The sequence below is a fragment of the Plantibacter flavus genome, assembly GCF_900177615.1.
Lineage (GTDB): Bacteria > Actinomycetota > Actinomycetes > Actinomycetales > Microbacteriaceae > Plantibacter > Plantibacter flavus.
Genome location: NZ_FXAP01000002.1, coordinates 162408 through 181483 on the forward strand (window position 1 = coordinate 162408; position 19076 = coordinate 181483).

General features: G+C 69.5%; 20 protein-coding genes. 11 read left to right on the forward strand and 9 right to left on the reverse strand.

The features are described from left to right. Positions 1–53: 53 nt before the first annotated feature. Complete coding sequence (locus B9Y95_RS07170) at positions 54–1280, forward strand: pyridoxal phosphate-dependent aminotransferase (RefSeq protein ID WP_085511238.1); 1227 nt, start codon at positions 54–56, stop codon at positions 1278–1280. Positions 1281–1373: 93 nt separating this feature from the next. Here B9Y95_RS07170 and B9Y95_RS07175 read toward each other — a convergent pair whose 3' ends face one another. After that, positions 1374–2042 carry a YitT family protein gene (locus B9Y95_RS07175; RefSeq protein ID WP_085511239.1) on the reverse strand — a complete coding sequence of 223 codons (669 nt, stop codon included), beginning with the start codon at positions 2040–2042 and terminating at the stop codon, positions 1374–1376. Between the two features lie 91 nt (positions 2043–2133). Between B9Y95_RS07175 and B9Y95_RS07180 the strand changes: the two genes are divergently transcribed. Next, complete coding sequence (locus B9Y95_RS07180; protein ID WP_085511240.1) at positions 2134–2625, forward strand: Lrp/AsnC family transcriptional regulator; 492 nt, start codon at positions 2134–2136, stop codon at positions 2623–2625. A 5-nt stretch (positions 2626–2630) separates the two neighbouring features. Here B9Y95_RS07180 and B9Y95_RS07185 read toward each other — a convergent pair whose 3' ends face one another. Further along, a complete protein-coding gene (locus tag B9Y95_RS07185) occupies positions 2631–3866 on the reverse strand; it encodes an MFS transporter (RefSeq protein WP_200811365.1) in 1236 nt (411 codons plus the stop codon). 83 nt (positions 3867–3949) lie between these two features. Between B9Y95_RS07185 and B9Y95_RS07190 the strand changes: the two genes are divergently transcribed. Next, positions 3950–4264, forward strand: a complete 315-nt coding sequence (locus B9Y95_RS07190) for an ArsR/SmtB family transcription factor (protein WP_064295809.1) — start codon at positions 3950–3952, stop codon at positions 4262–4264. 101 nt (positions 4265–4365) lie between these two features. After that, positions 4366–4683: a DUF7882 family protein gene (locus B9Y95_RS07195; RefSeq protein WP_085511241.1), complete on the forward strand. Its 318-nt coding sequence runs from the start codon at positions 4366–4368 to the stop codon at positions 4681–4683. 236 nt (positions 4684–4919) lie between these two features. Here B9Y95_RS07195 and B9Y95_RS07200 read toward each other — a convergent pair whose 3' ends face one another. Beyond that, on the reverse strand, positions 4920–5441 hold the full coding sequence (locus B9Y95_RS07200) for a MarR family winged helix-turn-helix transcriptional regulator (protein ID WP_085511242.1): 522 nt from the start codon (positions 5439–5441) through the stop codon (positions 4920–4922). Between the two features lie 131 nt (positions 5442–5572). Between B9Y95_RS07200 and B9Y95_RS07205 the strand changes: the two genes are divergently transcribed. Genes B9Y95_RS07205 through B9Y95_RS07220 form a run of 4 tightly spaced genes read left to right on the forward strand, consistent with a single transcriptional unit; the run spans position 5573 to position 7404 of the window. After that, positions 5573–5875, forward strand: coding sequence for a hypothetical protein (locus tag B9Y95_RS07205; RefSeq protein ID WP_085511243.1), 303 nt, complete (start codon positions 5573–5575; stop codon positions 5873–5875). 7 nt (positions 5876–5882) lie between these two features. Further along, positions 5883–6434 carry an RNA polymerase sigma factor gene (locus tag B9Y95_RS07210; protein ID WP_085511244.1) on the forward strand — a complete coding sequence of 184 codons (552 nt, stop codon included), beginning with the start codon at positions 5883–5885 and terminating at the stop codon, positions 6432–6434. Further along, positions 6431–7048 carry an Asp23/Gls24 family envelope stress response protein gene (locus B9Y95_RS07215; protein WP_143736361.1) on the forward strand — a complete coding sequence of 206 codons (618 nt, stop codon included), beginning with the start codon at positions 6431–6433 and terminating at the stop codon, positions 7046–7048. The genes B9Y95_RS07210 and B9Y95_RS07215 overlap by 4 nt, the downstream gene beginning before the upstream one ends. Continuing rightward, on the forward strand, positions 7048–7404 hold the full coding sequence (locus B9Y95_RS07220) for a hypothetical protein (RefSeq protein WP_085511246.1): 357 nt from the start codon (positions 7048–7050) through the stop codon (positions 7402–7404). Before B9Y95_RS07215 ends, B9Y95_RS07220 begins: the two co-directional genes overlap by 1 nt. Positions 7405–7425: 21 nt before the next feature. On the opposite strand, the gene B9Y95_RS07225 is transcribed toward B9Y95_RS07220, so the two are convergent. Continuing rightward, positions 7426–8364, reverse strand: coding sequence for a DMT family transporter (locus B9Y95_RS07225; protein ID WP_085511247.1), 939 nt, complete (start codon positions 8362–8364; stop codon positions 7426–7428). Positions 8365–8436: 72 nt separating this feature from the next. Between B9Y95_RS07225 and B9Y95_RS07230 the strand changes: the two genes are divergently transcribed. Beyond that, positions 8437–9360, forward strand: coding sequence for a LysR family transcriptional regulator (locus B9Y95_RS07230; protein WP_085511248.1), 924 nt, complete (start codon positions 8437–8439; stop codon positions 9358–9360). A 90-nt stretch (positions 9361–9450) separates the two neighbouring features. Further along, complete coding sequence (locus tag B9Y95_RS07235) at positions 9451–10632, forward strand: alcohol dehydrogenase catalytic domain-containing protein (RefSeq protein WP_085511249.1); 1182 nt, start codon at positions 9451–9453, stop codon at positions 10630–10632. A 155-nt stretch (positions 10633–10787) separates the two neighbouring features. Here B9Y95_RS07235 and B9Y95_RS07240 read toward each other — a convergent pair whose 3' ends face one another. The 5 genes from B9Y95_RS07240 to B9Y95_RS07260 form a co-directional block, all read right to left on the reverse strand. After that, positions 10788–12224 (reverse strand): glucose-6-phosphate dehydrogenase, encoded by a 1437-nt coding sequence (locus B9Y95_RS07240; RefSeq protein WP_085511250.1) that lies wholly within the window; start codon positions 12222–12224, stop codon positions 10788–10790. Positions 12225–12323: 99 nt separating this feature from the next. Next, the gene (locus tag B9Y95_RS07245) at positions 12324–13337 is read right to left on the reverse strand and encodes a LacI family DNA-binding transcriptional regulator (protein ID WP_085511251.1); all 1014 of its coding nucleotides are present in this window, start codon (positions 13335–13337) and stop codon (positions 12324–12326) included. A 73-nt stretch (positions 13338–13410) separates the two neighbouring features. Then, on the reverse strand, positions 13411–14313 hold the full coding sequence (locus tag B9Y95_RS07250) for a carbohydrate ABC transporter permease (RefSeq protein ID WP_079000706.1): 903 nt from the start codon (positions 14311–14313) through the stop codon (positions 13411–13413). A gap of 4 nt (positions 14314–14317) precedes the next feature. After that, on the reverse strand, positions 14318–15304 hold the full coding sequence (locus B9Y95_RS07255; RefSeq protein WP_085511252.1) for a carbohydrate ABC transporter permease: 987 nt from the start codon (positions 15302–15304) through the stop codon (positions 14318–14320). A 65-nt stretch (positions 15305–15369) separates the two neighbouring features. Continuing rightward, positions 15370–16671 carry an ABC transporter substrate-binding protein gene (locus tag B9Y95_RS07260; RefSeq protein ID WP_085511253.1) on the reverse strand — a complete coding sequence of 434 codons (1302 nt, stop codon included), beginning with the start codon at positions 16669–16671 and terminating at the stop codon, positions 15370–15372. A gap of 228 nt (positions 16672–16899) precedes the next feature. Here B9Y95_RS07260 and B9Y95_RS07265 point away from each other — a divergent pair, with 228 nt between their 5' ends. Further along, the gene (locus tag B9Y95_RS07265; protein ID WP_085511254.1) at positions 16900–18936 is read left to right on the forward strand and encodes a beta-galactosidase; all 2037 of its coding nucleotides are present in this window, start codon (positions 16900–16902) and stop codon (positions 18934–18936) included. Positions 18937–19076: the final 140 nt, after the last annotated feature.

Below are 19076 nucleotides of genomic sequence, written 5' to 3' on the forward strand. Positions count from 1 at the left end.
GCGGTTAGCAGTGGCACTGCCACGCGCGCAGGTCGCCGCAGTAGCCTGTGGGGATGACCACCCGCCGCACCCTCGACCAGTCCTCCAAGCTGAAAAGCGTCCTCTATGAGATCCGGGGGAAGGCCCTCGTCGAGGCCGTGCGTCTCGAGGCCGACGGGCATCGCATCCTCAAGCTCAACACCGGCAACCCCGCCATCTTCGACTTCGAGGCTCCGCACCAGATCGTGCGCGACATGATCGCCGCGCTCCCCCACTCCCACGGGTACAGCGACAGCCGTGGCATCCTCTCCGCGCGCCAGGCCGTCTCCTACCGCTACGAGGAGATGGAGGGGTTCCCCCGGGTCGACCCGGAGTGGGTGTTCCTCGGCAACGGCGTCTCCGAGCTGATCACGATGACGATGCAGGCCCTCCTCGACGACGGCGACGAGGTGCTCATCCCCGCACCCGACTACCCGCTGTGGACGGCGATGACGAGCCTCGCGGGTGGCACGCCGGTGCACTACCGCTGCGACGAGGAGGCGGACTGGGCGCCCGACATCGAGGACATCCGCTCCAAGATCACGCCGAACACCAAGGCGATCGTCATCATCAACCCGAACAACCCCACGGGTGCTGTGTACTCCCGCGAGGTGCTGGAGCAGATCGCGGGGGTCGCACGCGAGCACGGGCTGCTGCTGCTCGCCGACGAGATCTACGACCGCATCCTGTACGACGACGCCGTCCACATCCCGATGGCGACCGTCGCCCCCGATCTCCTCTGCCTCACGTTCAACGGCCTGTCGAAGACCTACCGGGTCGCCGGCTACCGGTCCGGCTGGCTCGTGATCACGGGACCACGTGACCACGCGCGCGGCTTCCTCGAGGGCATCAACCTCCTGGCGTCCACGCGTCTGTGCCCCAACGTGCCGGCGCAGCACGCCGTGCAGGCGGCGCTCTCCGGCGTGCAGTCGATCGACGCCCTCATCGCACCGAGCGGCCGCCTCCTCGAACAGCGCGACGCCACCTGGGCCGGCCTCAACTCGATCCCCGGTGTCTCGTGCACCAAGCCGATGGGTGCGCTCTACGCCTTCCCGCGCCTCGACCCGGAGGTCCACGAGATCCACGACGACGAGCTGCTCGTCCACGATCTGCTCGTGGCGGAGCACATCCTGCTGGTCCAGGGCACGGGCTTCAACTGGCCGGACCCTGACCACCTGCGGGTCGTCACCCTGCCGGAGGAGCGCGTCCTCACCGACGCGATCGAGCGGCTCGGCAACTTCCTGTCCTCCTACAAGCAGTAGGCGTCGACAAGCAGGAGGCGCGGCAGCAGGACATCAGCGCGGTAGCAGGACGTTCGCGAGCAGCGCGTCCTGCTGCCGGGCGGATCTCCTGCGCTACACCCCGAGGTAGCGACCCGGCCGGTGGTTCAGCGCGAGGATGAGGTTCAGCAGGACCGCACCGAGCGCCGAGACGAGCACGTTGAGCGGCGGCACGGCCACGAGCGACACGAGGACGACCACGGTGTCGACGGCCATGAGGACGTAACCCGCGCGGATGCCGAACCGGTCCTGGAGGATCAGCGCGACGATGTTGAACCCACCGAGACTGGCTCGGTGTCGGAACAGGATGAGGATGCCGACGCCGCAGAGCACGTTGCCGACGACGGCCGCGTAGAACGGGTCGATGTGCCCGACCGGCAGGAACAGCGGGTGCACCCCGGACAGGACGGACACGAGCACGATCGCGCCACCGCTCCGCAGCGTGAACAACCAGCCCTTGCCGCGGATCGCGAGCAGGAAGAACGGCAGGTTGATCGCGATGAAGAGCACCGGGAACGGCACCGGTGCGAGGTAGCTGACGAGGAGCGACAGGCCGGCCGTCCCACCGGTCACCGCCGATCCCGCCTTCAGGATGAACAGCCCGAACGACACCACGGTGACGCCGACGAGCAGCCCGAGGATGTCCTCGACCACCCCGTGTCGAACCGGAGACGGCGCCGGGGCAGGTGTGGAGGGAGCCTGCTGCGCGCTCGACGGCGCGGTGCTCGGCTGCTGGGTGCTCATTCCGCCAACGATGCGTCAGCTCATCGTCTTGCGCAACACGAGTAGAGTGCAGTGGTCATCGTGCTCGATTCCCAGCCCGAGAGTGAGCAACATGCCTCATCCTGCGACCATCGACCACCTCGACGCGCGCATCCTGACCGCGCTCGACGACGACCCGTCCATGACGGCGCTCGCCCTTGCACGCACCCTCGGCGTCGCAAGGAACACCGTCCACGCCCGTCTGCGCCGACTCGAGACGAGCGGTGCACTGGCCGCCCCGAGTCGCCGGGTGCGACTGTCGGCGCTGGGCTACCCGCTCACCGCGTTCATCGAGATCTCCATCCGCCAGGACCTCGCGATGGAGGCCTATGCGGCCCTCGAGTCGATCCCGGAGATCGTCGAGGTGCACGCGACCACCGGAGACGCCGACCTCTTCGCGAAGGTCGTCGCGCACGACACGGAGGACCTGCACCGCATCGCCGGCGTGCTGCTCGCGGCTCCGGGCGTGGTCCGGACGAACACGAAGGTCTCACTCATCGAGGTCATCCCCTACCGCGCGTCGACCCTCCTCGATCGCCTCGCCGAGGGGCCGTCAGCGCGCTGAAGCCGTCAGCGCGCTGATCGGGCGCGCACCACGGCGGCCGTGCCCGCGGCGATCGCGACGACCGTGCCGTAGCCGAGGACCGTGGCGTGGAGCCCGATGGCCGAGGCGAGGAGACCCGCGATGACGGCCGGGACCCCGAAGGACAGGTAGGCGACGATGTACAGCGCGGCGAAGAGCTCAGCGCGTTCGTCGGCCGGCGCGAGCGGGACGAGCGAGGCGATCGTGCCCATGAACGCCGTGCCGAAGCCGGTGCCGGCGATCACGACGGCGACCACCGCGATCGGGAGCGACCCGAGGATCAGCGCGACGAGCAGGAGGACGGTCCCGGCGGACAGTGCGGACGCCCCGTAGACGGCCGCGACGACGGGTCGGCGACGGTGGAGCACCGCGGCGGCGACGGCTCCCGCGGCCGGCAGCAGCCCGATGAGGAGCGCCCCTCCGAGCTGGCCGTCCACGCCGAGCTCCGTGTGCATGATGCTCGGCCCGAGGGAGAGGAACAGCCCGCCGGTCGCCCACCCACCGAGGACGATCGGGATGCTCACGACGAACAACCGTCGGGCGTCGACGGGGACGGCTGCGCGAGGTCGGATGGCGCGGGCCCATCCGGGAGCGCGGGCGGAGGTCTCCGGCACGATCCAGATGGACGCCGCGATGAGCAGGTAGGAGATCGCCAGCGGCAGGAACGTCCAGCTCGACGGGTCGGCGACCGTCTGCAGCAGGACGCCCGCGAGGATCGTGCCGGAGGCGAGACCGATCATCGGTGCGATGGCGTTCAGCAGGGTCGCCGCACGTGGGCGCTCGGGCGGGGCCAGATCGATGATGGTCGCCGACAGTGTGGAGAGCAGTGCCCCACTGGCGAGACCTTGGAGCACGCGGGCGAGGTACAGCAGTGCTCCGGAGTCGACGTGCCAGAGGAGCAGCATGCTCGCGGCGAGCACGACGAACCCTGCGGTGATCACCGGGCGGCGTCCGAGGTGGTCCGAGACCGAGCCGATCGTGAGGAGCGCGACGAGCAGGGCGAGCGCGTAGGCCGAGAAGGCGATGGTGACACCGATCGGGCCGATGCCGAGCCGCTCCTGGAGCTCCGGGTAGAACGGTGACGGAGCGCTGGCGCCGGCGAGCATGAGCGTGCTGCCGAGCCCCGCGAGGACGAAGCCGAAGCGACGACGCGGCAGCACGGGCGCGCCGGCGGCCGCGGTGGGCACGGGTCGGGTCTGGGGTGACGGGGTCGTCGTCTGCACGGGGCGGGCATCCTTTGGTTCCAAAAATGTCGAACGATTGGACGATACGCGCTTTCCGCTGATTGTTCAACTATTATCGAACCATGCCTGCACCAGCCGATCTCACGCACCCCGACCGCGAGGCGATCGAGCTGCCGGCCGTGCTCTTCGCGCTCAGCGATCCCGACCGACTCGAGATGGTTCGGCAACTCCGGGACGGCCCGATGGACGCCGCGAACTGCACCGCCCTCGACCCCACGATCCCGAAGTCGACGAAGTCCCACCTCATGAAGGTGCTCCGCGAGGCCGGCGTCATCCGGAACGAGCCGAACGGTCGCCACCGCACGCTCACCCTGCGGCGTGACGACCTCGACACCCGGTTCCCGGGCCTCCTCGACGCCGTCCTCGACGCCGACTGACCGGCGCTCCCACCCCTCGGGTTCGCAGCTCACGGACGGGAACTGCCAGAATCGTCAGCGCGGTGATCCACCGCTCACACGACGACAGGGGGCTGGGGAACATGGGAACGCTGCGGTACGGGAACGAAGCACTCGAACTCGAGGACCGGACCCTCGCCCATGTGCAGATGGTCGTCGTCTCCAAACTCCGCAAGGGTGAGGCGTTCCTCCTCTCGTGGACGATCGACCCCGCGCACGGCTCGGGCCGCTACGCGATCTGGATCGAGACCGGTGTCCCCATCGTCTTCCGGTTCACCGGCTCCCGCCCGGTCGCGCTCAACCGCGCCTGGTTGCAGGCCATGCTCGACCGCACCTACACGCCGGCGGGGCTCGAGCTCATGCCGGAGACCGACCACCCGGAGCTGGCCGCCGACAACTGAGGCACGGCAACCGGCACGATCCCGAGTAGCACAAGCGATCCGACCGTTCAAGCATCGGCCGTCCGACACGTGCTCGATTACCATCGGATCATCGAAGGTCGGGGACTTCTGAGAGTCGGCTCGAGCGGTGCCTGGAGGGCCCGCAGCGCGCGGTCGAAATCGTCGAAGACATTCGGAGGCGGGTCACACGGATCAGACCGTGCGGCCCGCCTCGCTGTTCCACCTCGAGCCACGGCTCAGTGCTGCGGCTGCCCCTCGGGCTCGGTGCGGTCGATCGAGTCGACAGCCTCGCGCATGCGGTCGAGGAAGTCGACGATGCCCGCAGCGACCTCCGGTTCGATCCCGGTGGTCGCCCCCATCATGCGGTGGTGCATGTGACTGAGCGTCTTGCGGACCTCCGAGTCGGCGAAGTCGGTGGTCGAGACGGTGACGCGGCGACGGTCGGTCTCGCTCGGCCGACGGACGACGTGACCCGCCGCCTCCAGGCGGTCGAGCATGACCGTGACCGATGAGGTCTTGATGCCGAGGTAGGCACCGAGATCCGTGGGGCTGACCAGGCGGTGCTCCTGCTTGGCGCGCAGCATGAACCGCAGCGCGAGGAGGTCGTTCTCCCCCATGTGCATCTCGTCGCGCGTCCGACGACGCATGGCTGCCTCAGCGGCACGGTAGAGACGCATGGCCTCGAGCATGCGGCGGCCTCGCTCATGCTCGTCCTGTTCGTACCAGTAGTGCTGGGCGTCAACGGCTTGGGCGGTCATGAAATCCAACAGTAGTCGTTCTCGTAACGAGGTTGTCTAGCGGAGTCCGGATCCCGATGTCAAGTGGGGTACATGCAGACGCATGAATAACTAGATTCTCTAACAACACGAACGTTGAGCAAGGAGCAGTCATGAGCACGGTGTTGGAGCGAGGCACGACGACCACGGTCGCCTGGGCTGAGCCGGACGCGACCCTCTGGGTCGCCTCGGTCGACGGCGAGTACGCCGGCATGGTCGAGTTCCGGGACGGCCGCTTCGTCGCCGCCTCGAGCACCGGTAAGGACCTCGGGGTCTTCGTCTCCCTGCTCCGCGCCAAGGAGGCGGTGGAGAACGGCCCGGCGAAGACGCTCCAGTTTCCGTACGTCGCCGCGGTCGCCGCGTCCGCGATCGTGTCCGCGACCGCCGTCGCCTTCACCGCGTTCGCCGTCCTCTAACCACACCGTGAAGCGCTCGCTCGAGGTCCTCCCGGACGGCATCCTCGCCGAGCGTGCAGCCGACGGAGACGCCACCGCCTTCGAGGTCCTCGTCTTCCGGCACGGTTCCCTCATGCGCGCCTACGCCGTCCGCGTGCTGGGCAACCAGTCGGAGGCGGAGGACGTCGTGCAGGACGTCCTCATCCAGGCGTGGGGCCAGCTGGACCGACTGAACGACCCGAACGCGGTGAAGTCCTGGCTGATGCGCATGGTCTCGAACCGGGCGATCGACCGCATCAGACGCCGCCGCGAACACAGCGAGATCGAGGATTGGAATGCCCCCGCCCCGTCCCATCAGTCCCCGGAACGGGTCGTCGAGGTGCGCATGCAGATGAGCGCACTCGCATCGGTCCTCGACCGACTGCCCGCCATGCAGCGCGAGTGCTGGATGCTCAAGGAGACGGGCGGGCTGTCCTACGTCGAGATCGCCGAGTCGCTCGGAGTCCCGGCGTCGACGGTGCGCGGCCAACTCGCGCGAGCCAGACAGACCGTGCTGCGGGAGATGGAGGTGTGGCGATGAGCGACGACGACCACGAGTCCATGCTCGACGGCCTGGCCGGTGCCGACCTCGACGGGCACACCATCGACGAGCTCTCCGACTACCTCGACAGCGGCCGCGAGCCCCTCGACCCCGACATCGAAGCCTCCCCAGGCTGCCAACTCGCGCTCGACGCCCTGCTCCGGCTGCGCACCCAGACTTGGGCGCTGCTCAAGTCGGAGGCGGCGACGCACTCCGAGCAGGACCGCTCCTGGATGCACGCGGTCCTCCAGAACATCTCGCTCGAGGCGCACGCCGGTCGGGACATCCCGCTCAGGCATCCGGACCCCGAGGTGCACCTGCGCATCACGGAGGGCTCCGTCCGCACCCTGATCCGCGGGGTGGGCGACAGCGTCGGCGGGGTCATCGTCGGTCGGGTCCGCCTCGACGGCGATGTGACGACCCTGGACGCGCCCGTCACGGTGGCGATCACCGCCTCGGCCGCGTTCGGCAACAACCTCGAACGGCTGTCGCAGCTCATCCGGGATCGCGTCGTCGCGGAACTGGCCACGCACACCGAGCTCAACGTGGTCGCCGTCGACGTCACGATCATCGACATCCACACGCAGCGCGTCGCCCGGCCGGAGGACTCCTGATGGACACCGATGCCGCACTCTCGCAGCAGCTCACCGCCGTCGTCGCCGCGACACCGGGGGTCACGACGGTCTACGCGTCCGGGTCGCCGATCCGTGCGGTCCTGAGGTCCGTCGCCGATGCGGTCGGTCGTGACGACGAGGAGCCGACGAAGGTGGCCGTCGGTCGTGGAGCCGACGGCGCGCTGACGATCGGCGCGACGATCGGCGTGACCGATGGGGCTCCGGTCCCGGCGACCCTCCGTCTCGTCGGCGATGCGATCCGCGGAGTGCTCGCGACGTCGATGGAGGGGACGGCGATCCACGAGATCGACGTCCGCGTGTGCCGGATCGAAGAGGGCGCCGCAGCCACACGGTGACCGGGTTCCAGCGGCGAGGCGTCAGACGGGCGCCGGCTCCTGCTGCACGGTCGGCGCGTTCCCGGTCGTCCGCGCGCGGTGGCGGCGTTCGATCGCCTGGCCGACATAGCTCGCCACGATGATCAGCGCCGCACCGAGCGCACCCAGCGGTCCGATCACCTCCCCCGCGATGAGCACGCCGACGAGGAGCGCCCAGACGGGTTCCGTCCCCATGAGGATGCTGGCGCGCGAGGCCGAGGTCCGCCGCACCGCCCACAGCTGGACGACGAACGCGAACACGGAACACAGCAGACCGAGGAACAGCACGTCCAACCAGCCACGCAGATCGAGCAGCGTGACAGCTGCCGCGAGCCCGTCACCGGCGATGAGGCTGAACGCCCCGGCGCACACGAGCATCTGGACGAACACCACGCCGAGCGTGCTGTCGCTGCGACCTCTCGTCAGGTGCGCACTCGACGTCACGTGCACCGCGCGGACGACTGCGGCGGCGATCACGAGCGCGTCGCCCGCCGTGGGGGCGCGGAGACCGCCGTCCGACACGAGCAGCGCGACACCGACCACGGCTGCGACCGCGGCGACGAAGTAGGACCGCGGGAGCCAGGACCGCGATGCAACACCGTCGAGCACCGGTGTCATGACGAGCGCGAGGCTGATGAGCAAACCGGCGTTCGTCGCCGAGGTCAGGTGCACGCCCCACGTCTCGAGGCCGATGATCGCGGCCTGCGAGCAGCCGAGCGCCGCCGCGATCAGCAGGCCCCGTCCGCGCGGGAGCCGCTCCCGTCGCACGAGGCAGATGAGCCCGATGGCGATCACCGCCACCAGGAAGCGCAGGGCGACCGCGGCCGGCACACCGGTGACGGCCGCGAGGTCCTTCGCCGCGAGGAAGCTGGCGCCCCACACCGCTGCGACCCCGACGAGCAGCACGTCGACGATGAGTTCGGAGGGTGCGCGGCGGGCCATGCCGCTACTCTCCAGGAGACGGACACGATAGAACAACAGCCAGTGTCTGGATCGACGATGAAGGAAACGCTTATGGAACCCGCGCGCCTCCGCCTCCTCCGCGAACTCGGTGACCGTGGCAGCGTCGCCGCGGTCGCTGCAGCCATGCATGTCAGTGCCTCAGCCGTGTCGCAGCAGCTCGCCGCACTGCAGGCCACCATGCCGGTGCCGCTCACCGAGAAGCACGGGCGTCGCCTCGTCCTCACGGAGGCCGGCGAAGCCCTCGCGGTCGCCGCCGCGCGCGTCGAGGAGGCTCTCGCCGAGGCCAGGGACGCCGTGGACTCCTTCCTCCAACACGAGCAGCGCCCCGTGAGCGTCTCCGCGTTCCACAGCGCGGGGCTGGCGTTCTTCGGACCGCTGCTCGCGAGCGGCCCGATCCCCGGAGTCGATGCGACCGGTCCGGTTCCGCGGCTCATCCTCGCCGACGCCGACGTCGCGCAGGACCGGTTCGCCGGTCTCACGGCGGACTACGACCTCGTCATCGCCCACCGGCTCCCGCACGAGCCGGCCTGGCCGCTCGACCGCCTCGTCGTGACGCCGCTGCTCGTCGAACCCCTCGACATCGCGATGCACGAGGCGCATCCGCTCGCGGCGCGGTCGGAGCTGCGACCGGAGGATCTGCGCGACGAACGCTGGATCTCCACGCACGAGGGCTTCCCGCTCGCCGGCGTCCTCCATCATCTGGGCGCATTGAGCGGCCGGGCACCGCGGATCGACCACCGCATCAACGAGTTCTCGGTCGCCGCCCAGGTCGTCCGCACGGGGGCTGCGATCGCCGTCATGCCGCGCACCACGGCGGCCCCGTTGGCCGTCGACGGCATGGTCCTCCGACCGGTCGCCGGCGCGGTCCTCGTCCGACACGTCGACGTCCTGGCGAGACCGGAGGCGATGGCACGGTCCGCGGTCCGGTCGGTGCTCACCAGCCTCCAGCGCGTGGCCACCGACGCGGCACACTGAGCGCGTACCAGCCCTCCGCCGGAAGGTCCACCCCCGACCGTTCGACGCCCGGGAGGCGCAGGGTGGAAGGACAACGACGAAGGAGCATCCATGCGCGCACTCACGTACCAGGGTCGCCGGTCGGTGTCGGTCGAGACCGTCCCGGACCCCGCGATCACCGCCCCCACCGATGCGATCATCCGTGTCACCTCGGCAGCCATCTGCGGCTCCGACCTCCACCTCTACGAACTGTTCGGCCCGTTCCTCGACCGCGGCGACGTGCTCGGCCACGAGACGATGGGCGTCGTCGAAGCCGTCGGCTCCGAGGTCACCCGCGTCGCGGTCGGCGACCGGGTCGTCATCCCGTTCACCATCGCGTGCGGCGAGTGCTTCATGTGTCGCAACGGGCTGCAGTCGCAGTGCGAGACGACACAGGTGAAGGAGCACGGCAGCGGCGCCTCCCTGTACGGCTACACGAAACTCTACGGTCAGGTCCCGGGCGGACAGGCCGAGTTCCTGCAGGTGCGGCTCGCCGACGCGAACTGCATCGTCGTCGGTCGCGACCTGCCCGACGAGTCCTACCTCTACCTGAGCGACATCCTCCCGACCGCCTGGCAGGGCGTCGAGTACGCCGAGGTGCCGGACGGCGGCTCGATCACCGTGCTCGGCCTGGGCCCGGTCGGCCAGCTCGCGGCTCGCATCGCCAAGCACCGCGGTCTCGAGGTCTTCGCCGTGGACCCGGTGCCGGAGCGCCGCGCCCTCGCCGAGCGCCACGGCATCCGTGCACTCGACCTCTCCGACGACGTGGTCGCTGAGCTCCGCGACGCCACCGGCGGGCGCGGCCCGGACGGGGTCGTCGACGCCGTCGGCATGGAGGCCCACGGCTCACCGATCGCGGCTGCGGCGCAGACGGCCGTCGGCGTGCTGCCCGACGCGATCGCGCGACCGGCCATGGAGCACGCCGGCATCGACCGGCTCGCCGCCCTGCACACCGCACTCGAGCTCGTCCGCCGTGGCGGCGTCGTGTCCCTGAGCGGCGTCTACGCCGGTGAGGCGGACATCATGCCGATGAAGTCGATGTTCGACAAGCAGGTGTCACTCCGGATGGGTCAGTGCAACGTCGCCCGCTGGATCCCGACGCTGCTCCCCCTCGTCGAGGACAGCACCGACCCGCTCGGCGTGCTCGACCTCGCGACCCACCGGGTGCCGCTCGCCGAAGCTCCGGCGATGTACGAGACGTTCCAGAAGAAGGAGGACGGCTGCATCAAGGTCGTCCTGAAGCCGTCGGCGTAGCTGCATTTCTCGGCGTGACCTGACGGCACCGGGACGGCTGCATCAAGGTCGTCCTGAAGCCGTCGGCGTAACCGCCCACGGTACGAAACGACCCGCGCCGATCATTCGGCGCGGGTCGTCTCGTGTCAGGCGGTCAGCAGTGCGTCAGGACCCGGTCACCAGTCCGTCGGACCAGCGCTCCCCGCCTCGTACTCCTCGAGGGGCGTCTCGCCAGCGGCCCACGCGGTGACGACCGGGGTGACGATGCGCCAGCACTGCTCGGCGATGTCGCCGCGCACCGACAGCAGCGTGTTCTCCTGGAGGAGCCCGGCGAGCACCTGCGCGTAGGCGCTCAGGGTCGCGGCTCCGGGGTCCGCTTCGAGCTCGACCCGGCGCAGGCCGTCGACGTCGTCGGCACCGGTCACGATGAGGTCGAGGTGCACCGCGCCGCCCTTGAGTGACATCCGGAGGACGGTGTCGGCGTGTCCGTCGGGAGCGTCCAGTCCGGTCGGCGCCGCCGAGCGGCGGAAGTGCACGGCGACCTCGCGGCGCGGGTCGCCGATGCCCTTGCCGGAGCGCAGGACGAACGGCACCCCCTGCCAGCGCGGGGTGTCGACCTGGAGCAGGAGCTGTGCGAGCGTCTCCGTCTCGCGGGAGGCGTCGACGTCGGGCTCGTCCACGTAGGAGGGGAAGAGCCGGTCGCCGACCCGGCCCTCGGTGTAGCGGGCGCGACGGGCGGTCGACGGATCGTCCTTCCACAGGCGCACCGAGCCGAGGACCTCGGCCATGCGGTCGTGGACGTCGGTCGGCGTCACCGCGTCCGGCCGCTCCATCGCGGTGAGGGCGAGGACCATGAGCAAGTGGCTCTGCAGCATGTCGCGGAGCGCGCCGGTCTGGTCGTAGAACGCTGCACGCCCCTCGAGCCCCAGCTCCTCGTCGTAGAGGATCTCCACCTTCTCGATCTGTTCCGCGTTCCAGCCCGCCTCGAGGAGTCGGTTGCCGAAGCGGAGGCCGAGCATCCCGAGGACGGTCGCGTTGCCGAGGAAGTGGTCGATGCGCCACAGACGCTCCTCCGGCACGACGTCGGCGAGCGCCGCGTTGAGCGCCTGGGCGTCGGCGAGGTCGTCGCCGAAGGGCTTCTCGATGGCGATGAGGAGGTCGTCCGGCAGGTCGATCTGCGCGAGCGCCTCGGCGACCTTGCGCCCGGCGGACGGTGGGAGCGCGATGTAGAGGATCGGCGAGCCGGTGCAGGCGTCGAGCAGTGCACGCAGTTCGTCGGGGTCGGAGGCGTCGGTCGGGATGAACTCCGTCGTCGACACCAGCGCGTCCACGGTCCGGGCGCCGATGCCGGCGCCCTCGAGGCTGGCGCGGACGGTCGCACGCCACTCCTCGTTCGGCTGCGGCGTGCGGGCGGCACCGATGATCTGCAGCGAGATGTCGCGGGCGGCGTCGACGACCTCGCCGAGGCCGGGGATCAGGAGCCGCTTGGCCAGGTCGCCGTTGGCGCCGAGGATGGCGATGGTGCGCTTCGTCGGTTCCAGCGACTCCGCGTCCGGGATGCCGGGTACGGTGTCGGGATCGGGCTGGGTGGTGGTGTCGGACTGGTCACTCATGGTTCCATCCTGACCGAGCGACCGCCGATCGTCGTGGGGTTGCGCACGCCCTTCGACAGGCTCAGGGACCGGAATGGGGAGGTCCCGGACAAGCCCGCCCTACGCCGAGTCGCGGACCACGAGTTCCGTCGGGAGCGTGATCGCCGCGGGACGCTCGCCCTCGATGACCTGCAGGAGGAGGCGCACCATCTCGGCGCTGATCCGCTCGAACGGCTGGCGCATCGTCGTGAGGGCGGGATCGGTGCCGACCGCGATGCTCGAGTCGTCGAAGCCGCCGACGGCGACGTCCTCCGGCACGCGCCGGCCGGCGGTTCGCAGAGCGTCGATGGCGCCGGCGGCCATGCGGTCGTTGGCCACGAAGACGGCGTCGATCGTCGGGTCGGCCTCGAGCAGCTCGCGCATCGCCGCCTCACCGCTCGCGCGGCCGTAGTCGCCGTGCCGGACGAGCCGCTCGTCGAACGCCTCGCCGAGTTCGAGCCGGTAGCCCTCGAGCCGGGTGACACCGCCCGGGGTGTCCTCGGGTCCGGCGATCGTCGCGATCCGCTCCCGACCGAGGCCGCGCAGGTGCGCCACCATCTCCCGGGCGCCCTCGAGGTCGTCGGCGGCCACATACCCGAGGCGCTTCTGGAACCCGAGCGGGATGCCGCACGCGATGGCCGGGACCTTCGAGTCCACGATGTCGCTGATCAACCGCTGCCCGCTGTGCGCCGAGACGAGCAGCACGCCGTCGACGTGACCCGCCTCGATGTAGGCGAGGGCGCGCTCCTGCTCGGCAGCACTGCCCGCCATGATGAGCACGAGCGACAGCTGCCGTTCGGCGAGCGCCTGCGCGGCACCCGTCAGCAGCATCGAGAAGTTCGGGTCCTCGAAGAGCAGCTGGTGGTCCTCGGTGAGGAGGAACGCGACCGATCCGGTGCGGTTCGTCGCCAGGCTCCGCGCGTGCGGGTTGACGCGGTACCCGGTCTTCCGGATGGCCGCGTCGACGGCCGCCTTCGCGTCCTGGCTGACCCAACGCCCGCCGTTCAGCACCCGTGAGACCGTGCCGCGGGAGACACCGGCGGCCTCCGCGACGTCGTCGATCGTCGGGCGCCGACGGGACGGGACGGTGGTCATCCCGTCAGCCTAGTGCTGAGGCTTCGCACGCGACGGCGGCGGCTCCTGCTGCCGCCGCGCGGGCCACAGCGGGTCATGCCTTCACGGCACCGGCCGCGAGGTCCACCCGCCAGAAGCGCTGCAGGATGAGGAAGATCAGGATGAGCGGCACGATGGCGAGCAGGGCACCCGTGATCACGAGGGTGTACAACGCGGGCGCGGAGGCACCCTGGTTGAGCAGTCCGTTGAGGCCGACGGTGATCGGGAACAGCGAGTCGTCGCCGAGCATGATGTACGGCAGCATGAAGTTGTTCCAGATGGCGACGAACTGGAACAGGAAGATCGTCACGAGTCCGGGCAGCATCATCGGCATCGCGATGCGTCCGAAGATGCGGAACTCGCCCGCGCCCTCTGTCCGGGCCGCCTCGATGACGTCGGTCGGCACCGCTGCGGCCGCGTAGATGCGGGCGAGGTAGATGCCGTAGGGGCTGATGATCTGCGGCAGGAGCACACCCCAGAAGGTGTTCGTCAGCCCGACGTTCGCGAGCAGGAAGTACTGCGGGATCGCGAGGATGACCCCCGGCACGAGCACGCCCATCAGCAGGATGCTGAAGACGGTGCGCTTACCCGGAAAGTCGAACTTGGCGAGCACGTAGCCCGAGATCGCGGAGACCCAGGTGGAGGCGATCGCGCCGATGCCCGCGTAGAGCGCCGTGTTGACCATCCATCGCCAGAAGAGTCCGTCGCGGTACTGGGTGAGCTCGACGATGTTGTCGAACAGATGGGTGCTCGGCACGAGGGTGAAGGTGGAGAACAGTTCGCCGCTGCTCTTCGTGGACGCCATGAGCACCCAGAAGACGGGGAAGAGGCAGTAGATCGCGCCGAGGATGAGGATGCCCGTCGAGATACCGCTGGGCCGGTCGGAGCGCATGGTCGTGCTGCCGGCGCGTTCGCGGCGTCGCGCACCGGCGGGTCGGTCGAGTCGAAGCGTGGTCATGGTGTCAGTCCTCCTGACCGAAGGCTCGCTTCTGCACGACCCGGAGGAAGAGGAAGGAGACGATGAAGGTGGCGACGGCGATGATGATCGAGGTCGCGGCGGCCGAGTAGATGTCGTCGCGGGTGAACGCGTCGCGGTAGACGAGCATGAGCGGTGACCAGCTCGTGGAGAGACTGTTCGTGAGCGGCCGCAACGTCGTCGGCTCGGCGAACACCTGCAGGGTGGCGACCATCGAGAACAGAGCCGTCATGACGAGTGCGGGGGCGACGATCGGGATCTTGATCCGCAGTGCGATCTGGATCTCGCTCGCGCCGTCGATGCGGGCGGCCTCGTAGATCTCACTCGGCACGGCCTTGAGCGAGGTGTAGATGACGATCATGTTGAAGCCGACGCCACCCCAGAGGGCGATGTTCGCGATGCCGAAGATGATGGTCCCCGAGGACAGGATCTCCGGGGCGTCCCAGCCGAGGCTGTCGAAGATCGCGTAGAAAGGGCTCACGGCCGGGAGGTAGAGGAAGCCCCAGAGCAGTGAGCTGATCACCGCGGGCACCGCGTAGGGCAGGAAGATCGAGATGCGCGAGAACGAGACCGCCCGGGTGCGACGGGAGTCGAGCAGCAGCGCGAAGAGCAGGGCCAGTCCGAGCATGCACGGGATGAGGATGAGGCCGTAGAGCAGCACTCGTCCGACACTCGCCGCGAACTCGGGGTCGTTGAAGGCACCGAGGTAGTTCTCGAGGCCGGCGAAGGCGGTCGTGCGCGCCCCGGAGCCGAGGCCGAGACCGGAGACCTGCTTCTTCTGGAAGCTCAGGAACAGCGTGTAGACGATGGGCGCCGCCATGAACACGAGGAACAGGATGATGCCGGGGGCGAGCATCGCGTACGGGATGAGCACCCGACTCTTCAGGTTCTTGCGCGGTCGGGCCGGCGGGCGCGAGCCTGTCGGCGGATCCTGGGTGGGCCGGATCGTGTCCAGCGCGGATGGTGCAGCCATGCCGATTCCTTGGGTCGAGGGCGGGAACGCGGTCGGGGCCGGCTCGGCGAGCCGGCCCCGTGGGACTACTCGACCGAGAAGCCGCTCTTCTTCAGGTCGTCGATGGTGATGGACTGCATCGCGGCGACGGCGTCGGAGAACGCCTGCGCGGTCTTAGCCTCGGCCGCCTTCGCGAACTCGTCGTTGTAGGCGCTGAAGGCGACGTTGACGTTCGGGCCGTAGGTGAACGGCGCGACGGTCTCGGAGGCCTTCGACGCGATGTCGTAGAAGTCGCTCTGCTGGCTGAAGAACTCGGGCGACGTGGTGAGGGCGTCGGCGGCGACCTTCGTCGCAGCCGGGTAGACCCCGGACACGTCGGCGAGCGCGGCGACGGCCTTCGGGTCGGTGTTCAACCAGGTGGCGAACTCGACGGCGGCCTCGGCGTGCTTCGACTGCGTGGTCACCGCGGTGGACGACCCACCCCAGTTGCCGTTGGAGGGCTTGGATGCGTCCCACTGCGGCAGCTCGGCCGCGGTCCACTTGCCGGCCGTGTCGGGGGCGTTCCCGCCGAGGACGCCGGGCGCCCAGACGGAGGAGATCCAACCGACCTGCGAACCGTCGTTCAGGCCGGCGTTCCACTCGGGCGTGTACATCGGCTTGTTGTCGATCGCGCCCTCCTCGACGAGCTGGCCCCAGTAGGAAGCGACCTGCTCGGTCGGGCCGGCGTCGATGTCGACCCCCCAGCTGTCGCCGTCGATCGACCACCACGATGCACCCGCCTGCTGCGCGAGTCCGGCGAACCAGCCGGCGTCGTTCGCGGAGAAGGTGCCGAGGTACTTCGTCGGGTCGGCCTGGTGCACGGCGCGGGCGACCTCGGCGTACTCGTCCCACGTCGTCGGCACACTGAGGCCGAGGCTGTCGAGGATGTCGGTGCGGTAGTAGGCCATCATCGGGCCGGAGTCCTGCGGGACGGCGTAGACCGCGTCGCCACCGAGCGTGACCGAGTTCCACACGCCGTCGGAGAAGTCGTCCTTGAGATCGGCGGCGCCCTGCTTCGAGATGTCGGCGAGCGCATCGGACGCGACGAGCGTCGGGATCTTCTGGTACTCGGCCTGGATGAGGTCGGGAGCGCCGCTGCCGGCCTTGATCGCCGTGAGCAGCTTGGTGATGGCGGGGTCGCCACCGTCCTGCTTCTGCACGACCACCTGGATGTCGGGGTGGTCCTCGTTCCACAGCTCGACGACCTGCTCGAGGTTGGGCGCCCAGGCCCAGTAGGTGAGTTTGACGGGGCCGGACTCCGTGCCGCCCGAGGATGCCGAGCATCCGGAGAGCAGTAGGGCCGTCGTGGCGACCGTGGCGATGCCGATGTGGCGAAGCGTGCTGCGCATTCGTCCTCCTTGTCGAAAGCTGGGGCGCTCTGGTGCGGGGCAGCGACGCTTCGATGGAGAACGTCGTTGTACCTGTGAGCGGTTACAGTTATTCACAACCGATTCGCGTTGTCAACATCGAAAATCGAGCGAAACATGTCTCTCGGGTCTGTGATAGAACTGGGAGCGCACACAGCCAGGCGATCGTATGGATCCGCTCTCGGCCCACTGAGTCACAGGAGACGCAGCATGACCATCGAGCTCAACCCGCTCACCGCACGGGCCACCTGGATCCCTGGCACCACCGGCCTCCGCTACGGCGGCGACTACAACCCCGAGCAGTGGCCGCGGGAGACCTGGCTCGAGGACATCGCCCTCATGCAGTCGGCCGGCGTCGACCTCGTGAGCGTCGGGATCTTCTCCTGGGCGGTCCTCGAACCGCGGGAGGGCGAGTACGACTTCAGCTTCCTCGACGACATCATCGGGCTCCTGCACGAGGCCGGCATCTCGGTCGACCTCGCGACGCCGACGACGGTGCCACCGGCCTGGTTCTGGAAGCGCCACCCCGAGGCCCACCCGGTCACCCGCGAGGGACTACGACTCGGCCACGGCTCACGCGGCATCGCGAGCCCCAGCTCCCCCGCCTACCGTCGCGCTGCAGCCGCGATCACCGAGCAGCTCGCCGCCCGTTACGCATCGCACCCGGCCGTCGTCCTCTGGCACGTGCACAACGAGTACGGCGCACCGATCAGCGAGGACTACTCCGACGGCTCGGTGCTCGCCTTCCGGGCGTGGTTGCAGCGGCGCTACGGCTCGATCGAAGCGCTCAACGCCGCCTGGGGCACCCGATTCTGGGGCCAGGACTACGGCGAGTGGGACGAGATCGACGCACCGCGCGTCTCGGCCTCCGTCGTCAACCAGACGCAGCGACTCGACTTCGCCCACTACACCTCGGACACCCTGCTCGAGTGCTACGTCGCCGAGCGCGACATCATCAAGCGGTACGCACCGGAGACCCCGGTGACGACGAACTTCATGGCCACCAACTGCCGATCGATCGACTACTGGGCTTGGAGCCGCGAGGTCGACATCGTCGCGAACGACTACTACCTCGTCGCCGAGCGGGAGGACAACCACATCCTGCTCGCGCTCGACTCGGACCTCACCCGCTCGCTCGCCGGCGGCGACCCGTGGATCCTCATGGAGCACTCCACCTCGGCGGTGAACTGGCAGCCGCGCAACATCGCGAAGCGCGCCGGCGAGCTCGCCCGCAACAGTGCCAGCCACCTGGCGCGCGGGGCCGACGCGATCCTCTACTTCCAGTTCCGCGCCTCGCGGTACGGCGCGGAGAAGTTCCACTCGGCGATGCTCCCCCACGCCGGCACGGAGAGCCGCATCTGGCGTGAGGTCACGGCGCTCGGTCACGACCTCGGCAAATTGGACGAACTGGTGGGCTCGCGGGTGCGGAGTGAGGTCGCGATCCTCTGGGACGTGCAGTCGTTCTGGGCCCAGGACCTCGAATGGCGCCCGTCGGTCGAGCTCGACCATCGCGAGCGTGTCGAGGCCTACTACGCCGCCCTCTGGCGCGCTGGCGTCACCGTCGACTTCGTGCACCCGCACGACGACCTGAGCGGCTACCGCCTCGTCCTCGCCCCGTCGCTCTACCTGGCGGATCGCGAGACCTCCGAGAACGTCACCGCCTACGTCGAGGGCGGCGGTGCGTTCGTCGTGTCGTACTTCTCGGGCGTCGTCGACGAGCACGACGCCGTCTGGGAGGGTGGCGCACCGGGAGCGTTCCGTCGCGTGCTGGGCCTCTCGGTCCCCGAGTTCCTGCCCTTGCACGAGGGCGAGACCGTCCAGCTGGACGACGGACGGACCGGTTCGAGCTGGAGCGACGACATCGTGCTCGAGGGCGCCGAGGCCGTGTCGAGCTACGTCACCGGCCCCGCCGCCGGTCAGCCCGCGGTGACCCGCAACCGGTTCGGCGCCGGGACCGCCTGGTACGTCTCCACGAAGCTCGACGAGGCCGGGCTGTCGGAGCTGCTGTCCGGAGCTTTGGAGCAGGCAGGCGTCGACGCGCCGCCGGTACCGCCGCTCGGGCTGGAGGTCGTCACCCGCTGGGGTGAGGAGGCGTCGTTCACGATCGCGATCAACCACGGCGACGCGGATGCGCAACTCACGACGACCGGTGCGGTCGAGTTGCTCACGGGCGAGCCGGTGGTCTCGGGTGCGGTGGACATCCCGGCGGGTGCGTTCCGCGTGATCCGGACCCCGCTCGGCGGCTGAGCGGGGCCGAGCTCGGGCGCCCTTCGACAGACTCAGGGACCAGGGCCCGCTCACCAGTCGCACCCTTCGACAAGCTCAGGGACCAGGGCCCGCTCGCCAATCGCGCCCTTCGACAAGCTCAGGGACCAGGTTCCGCTCAC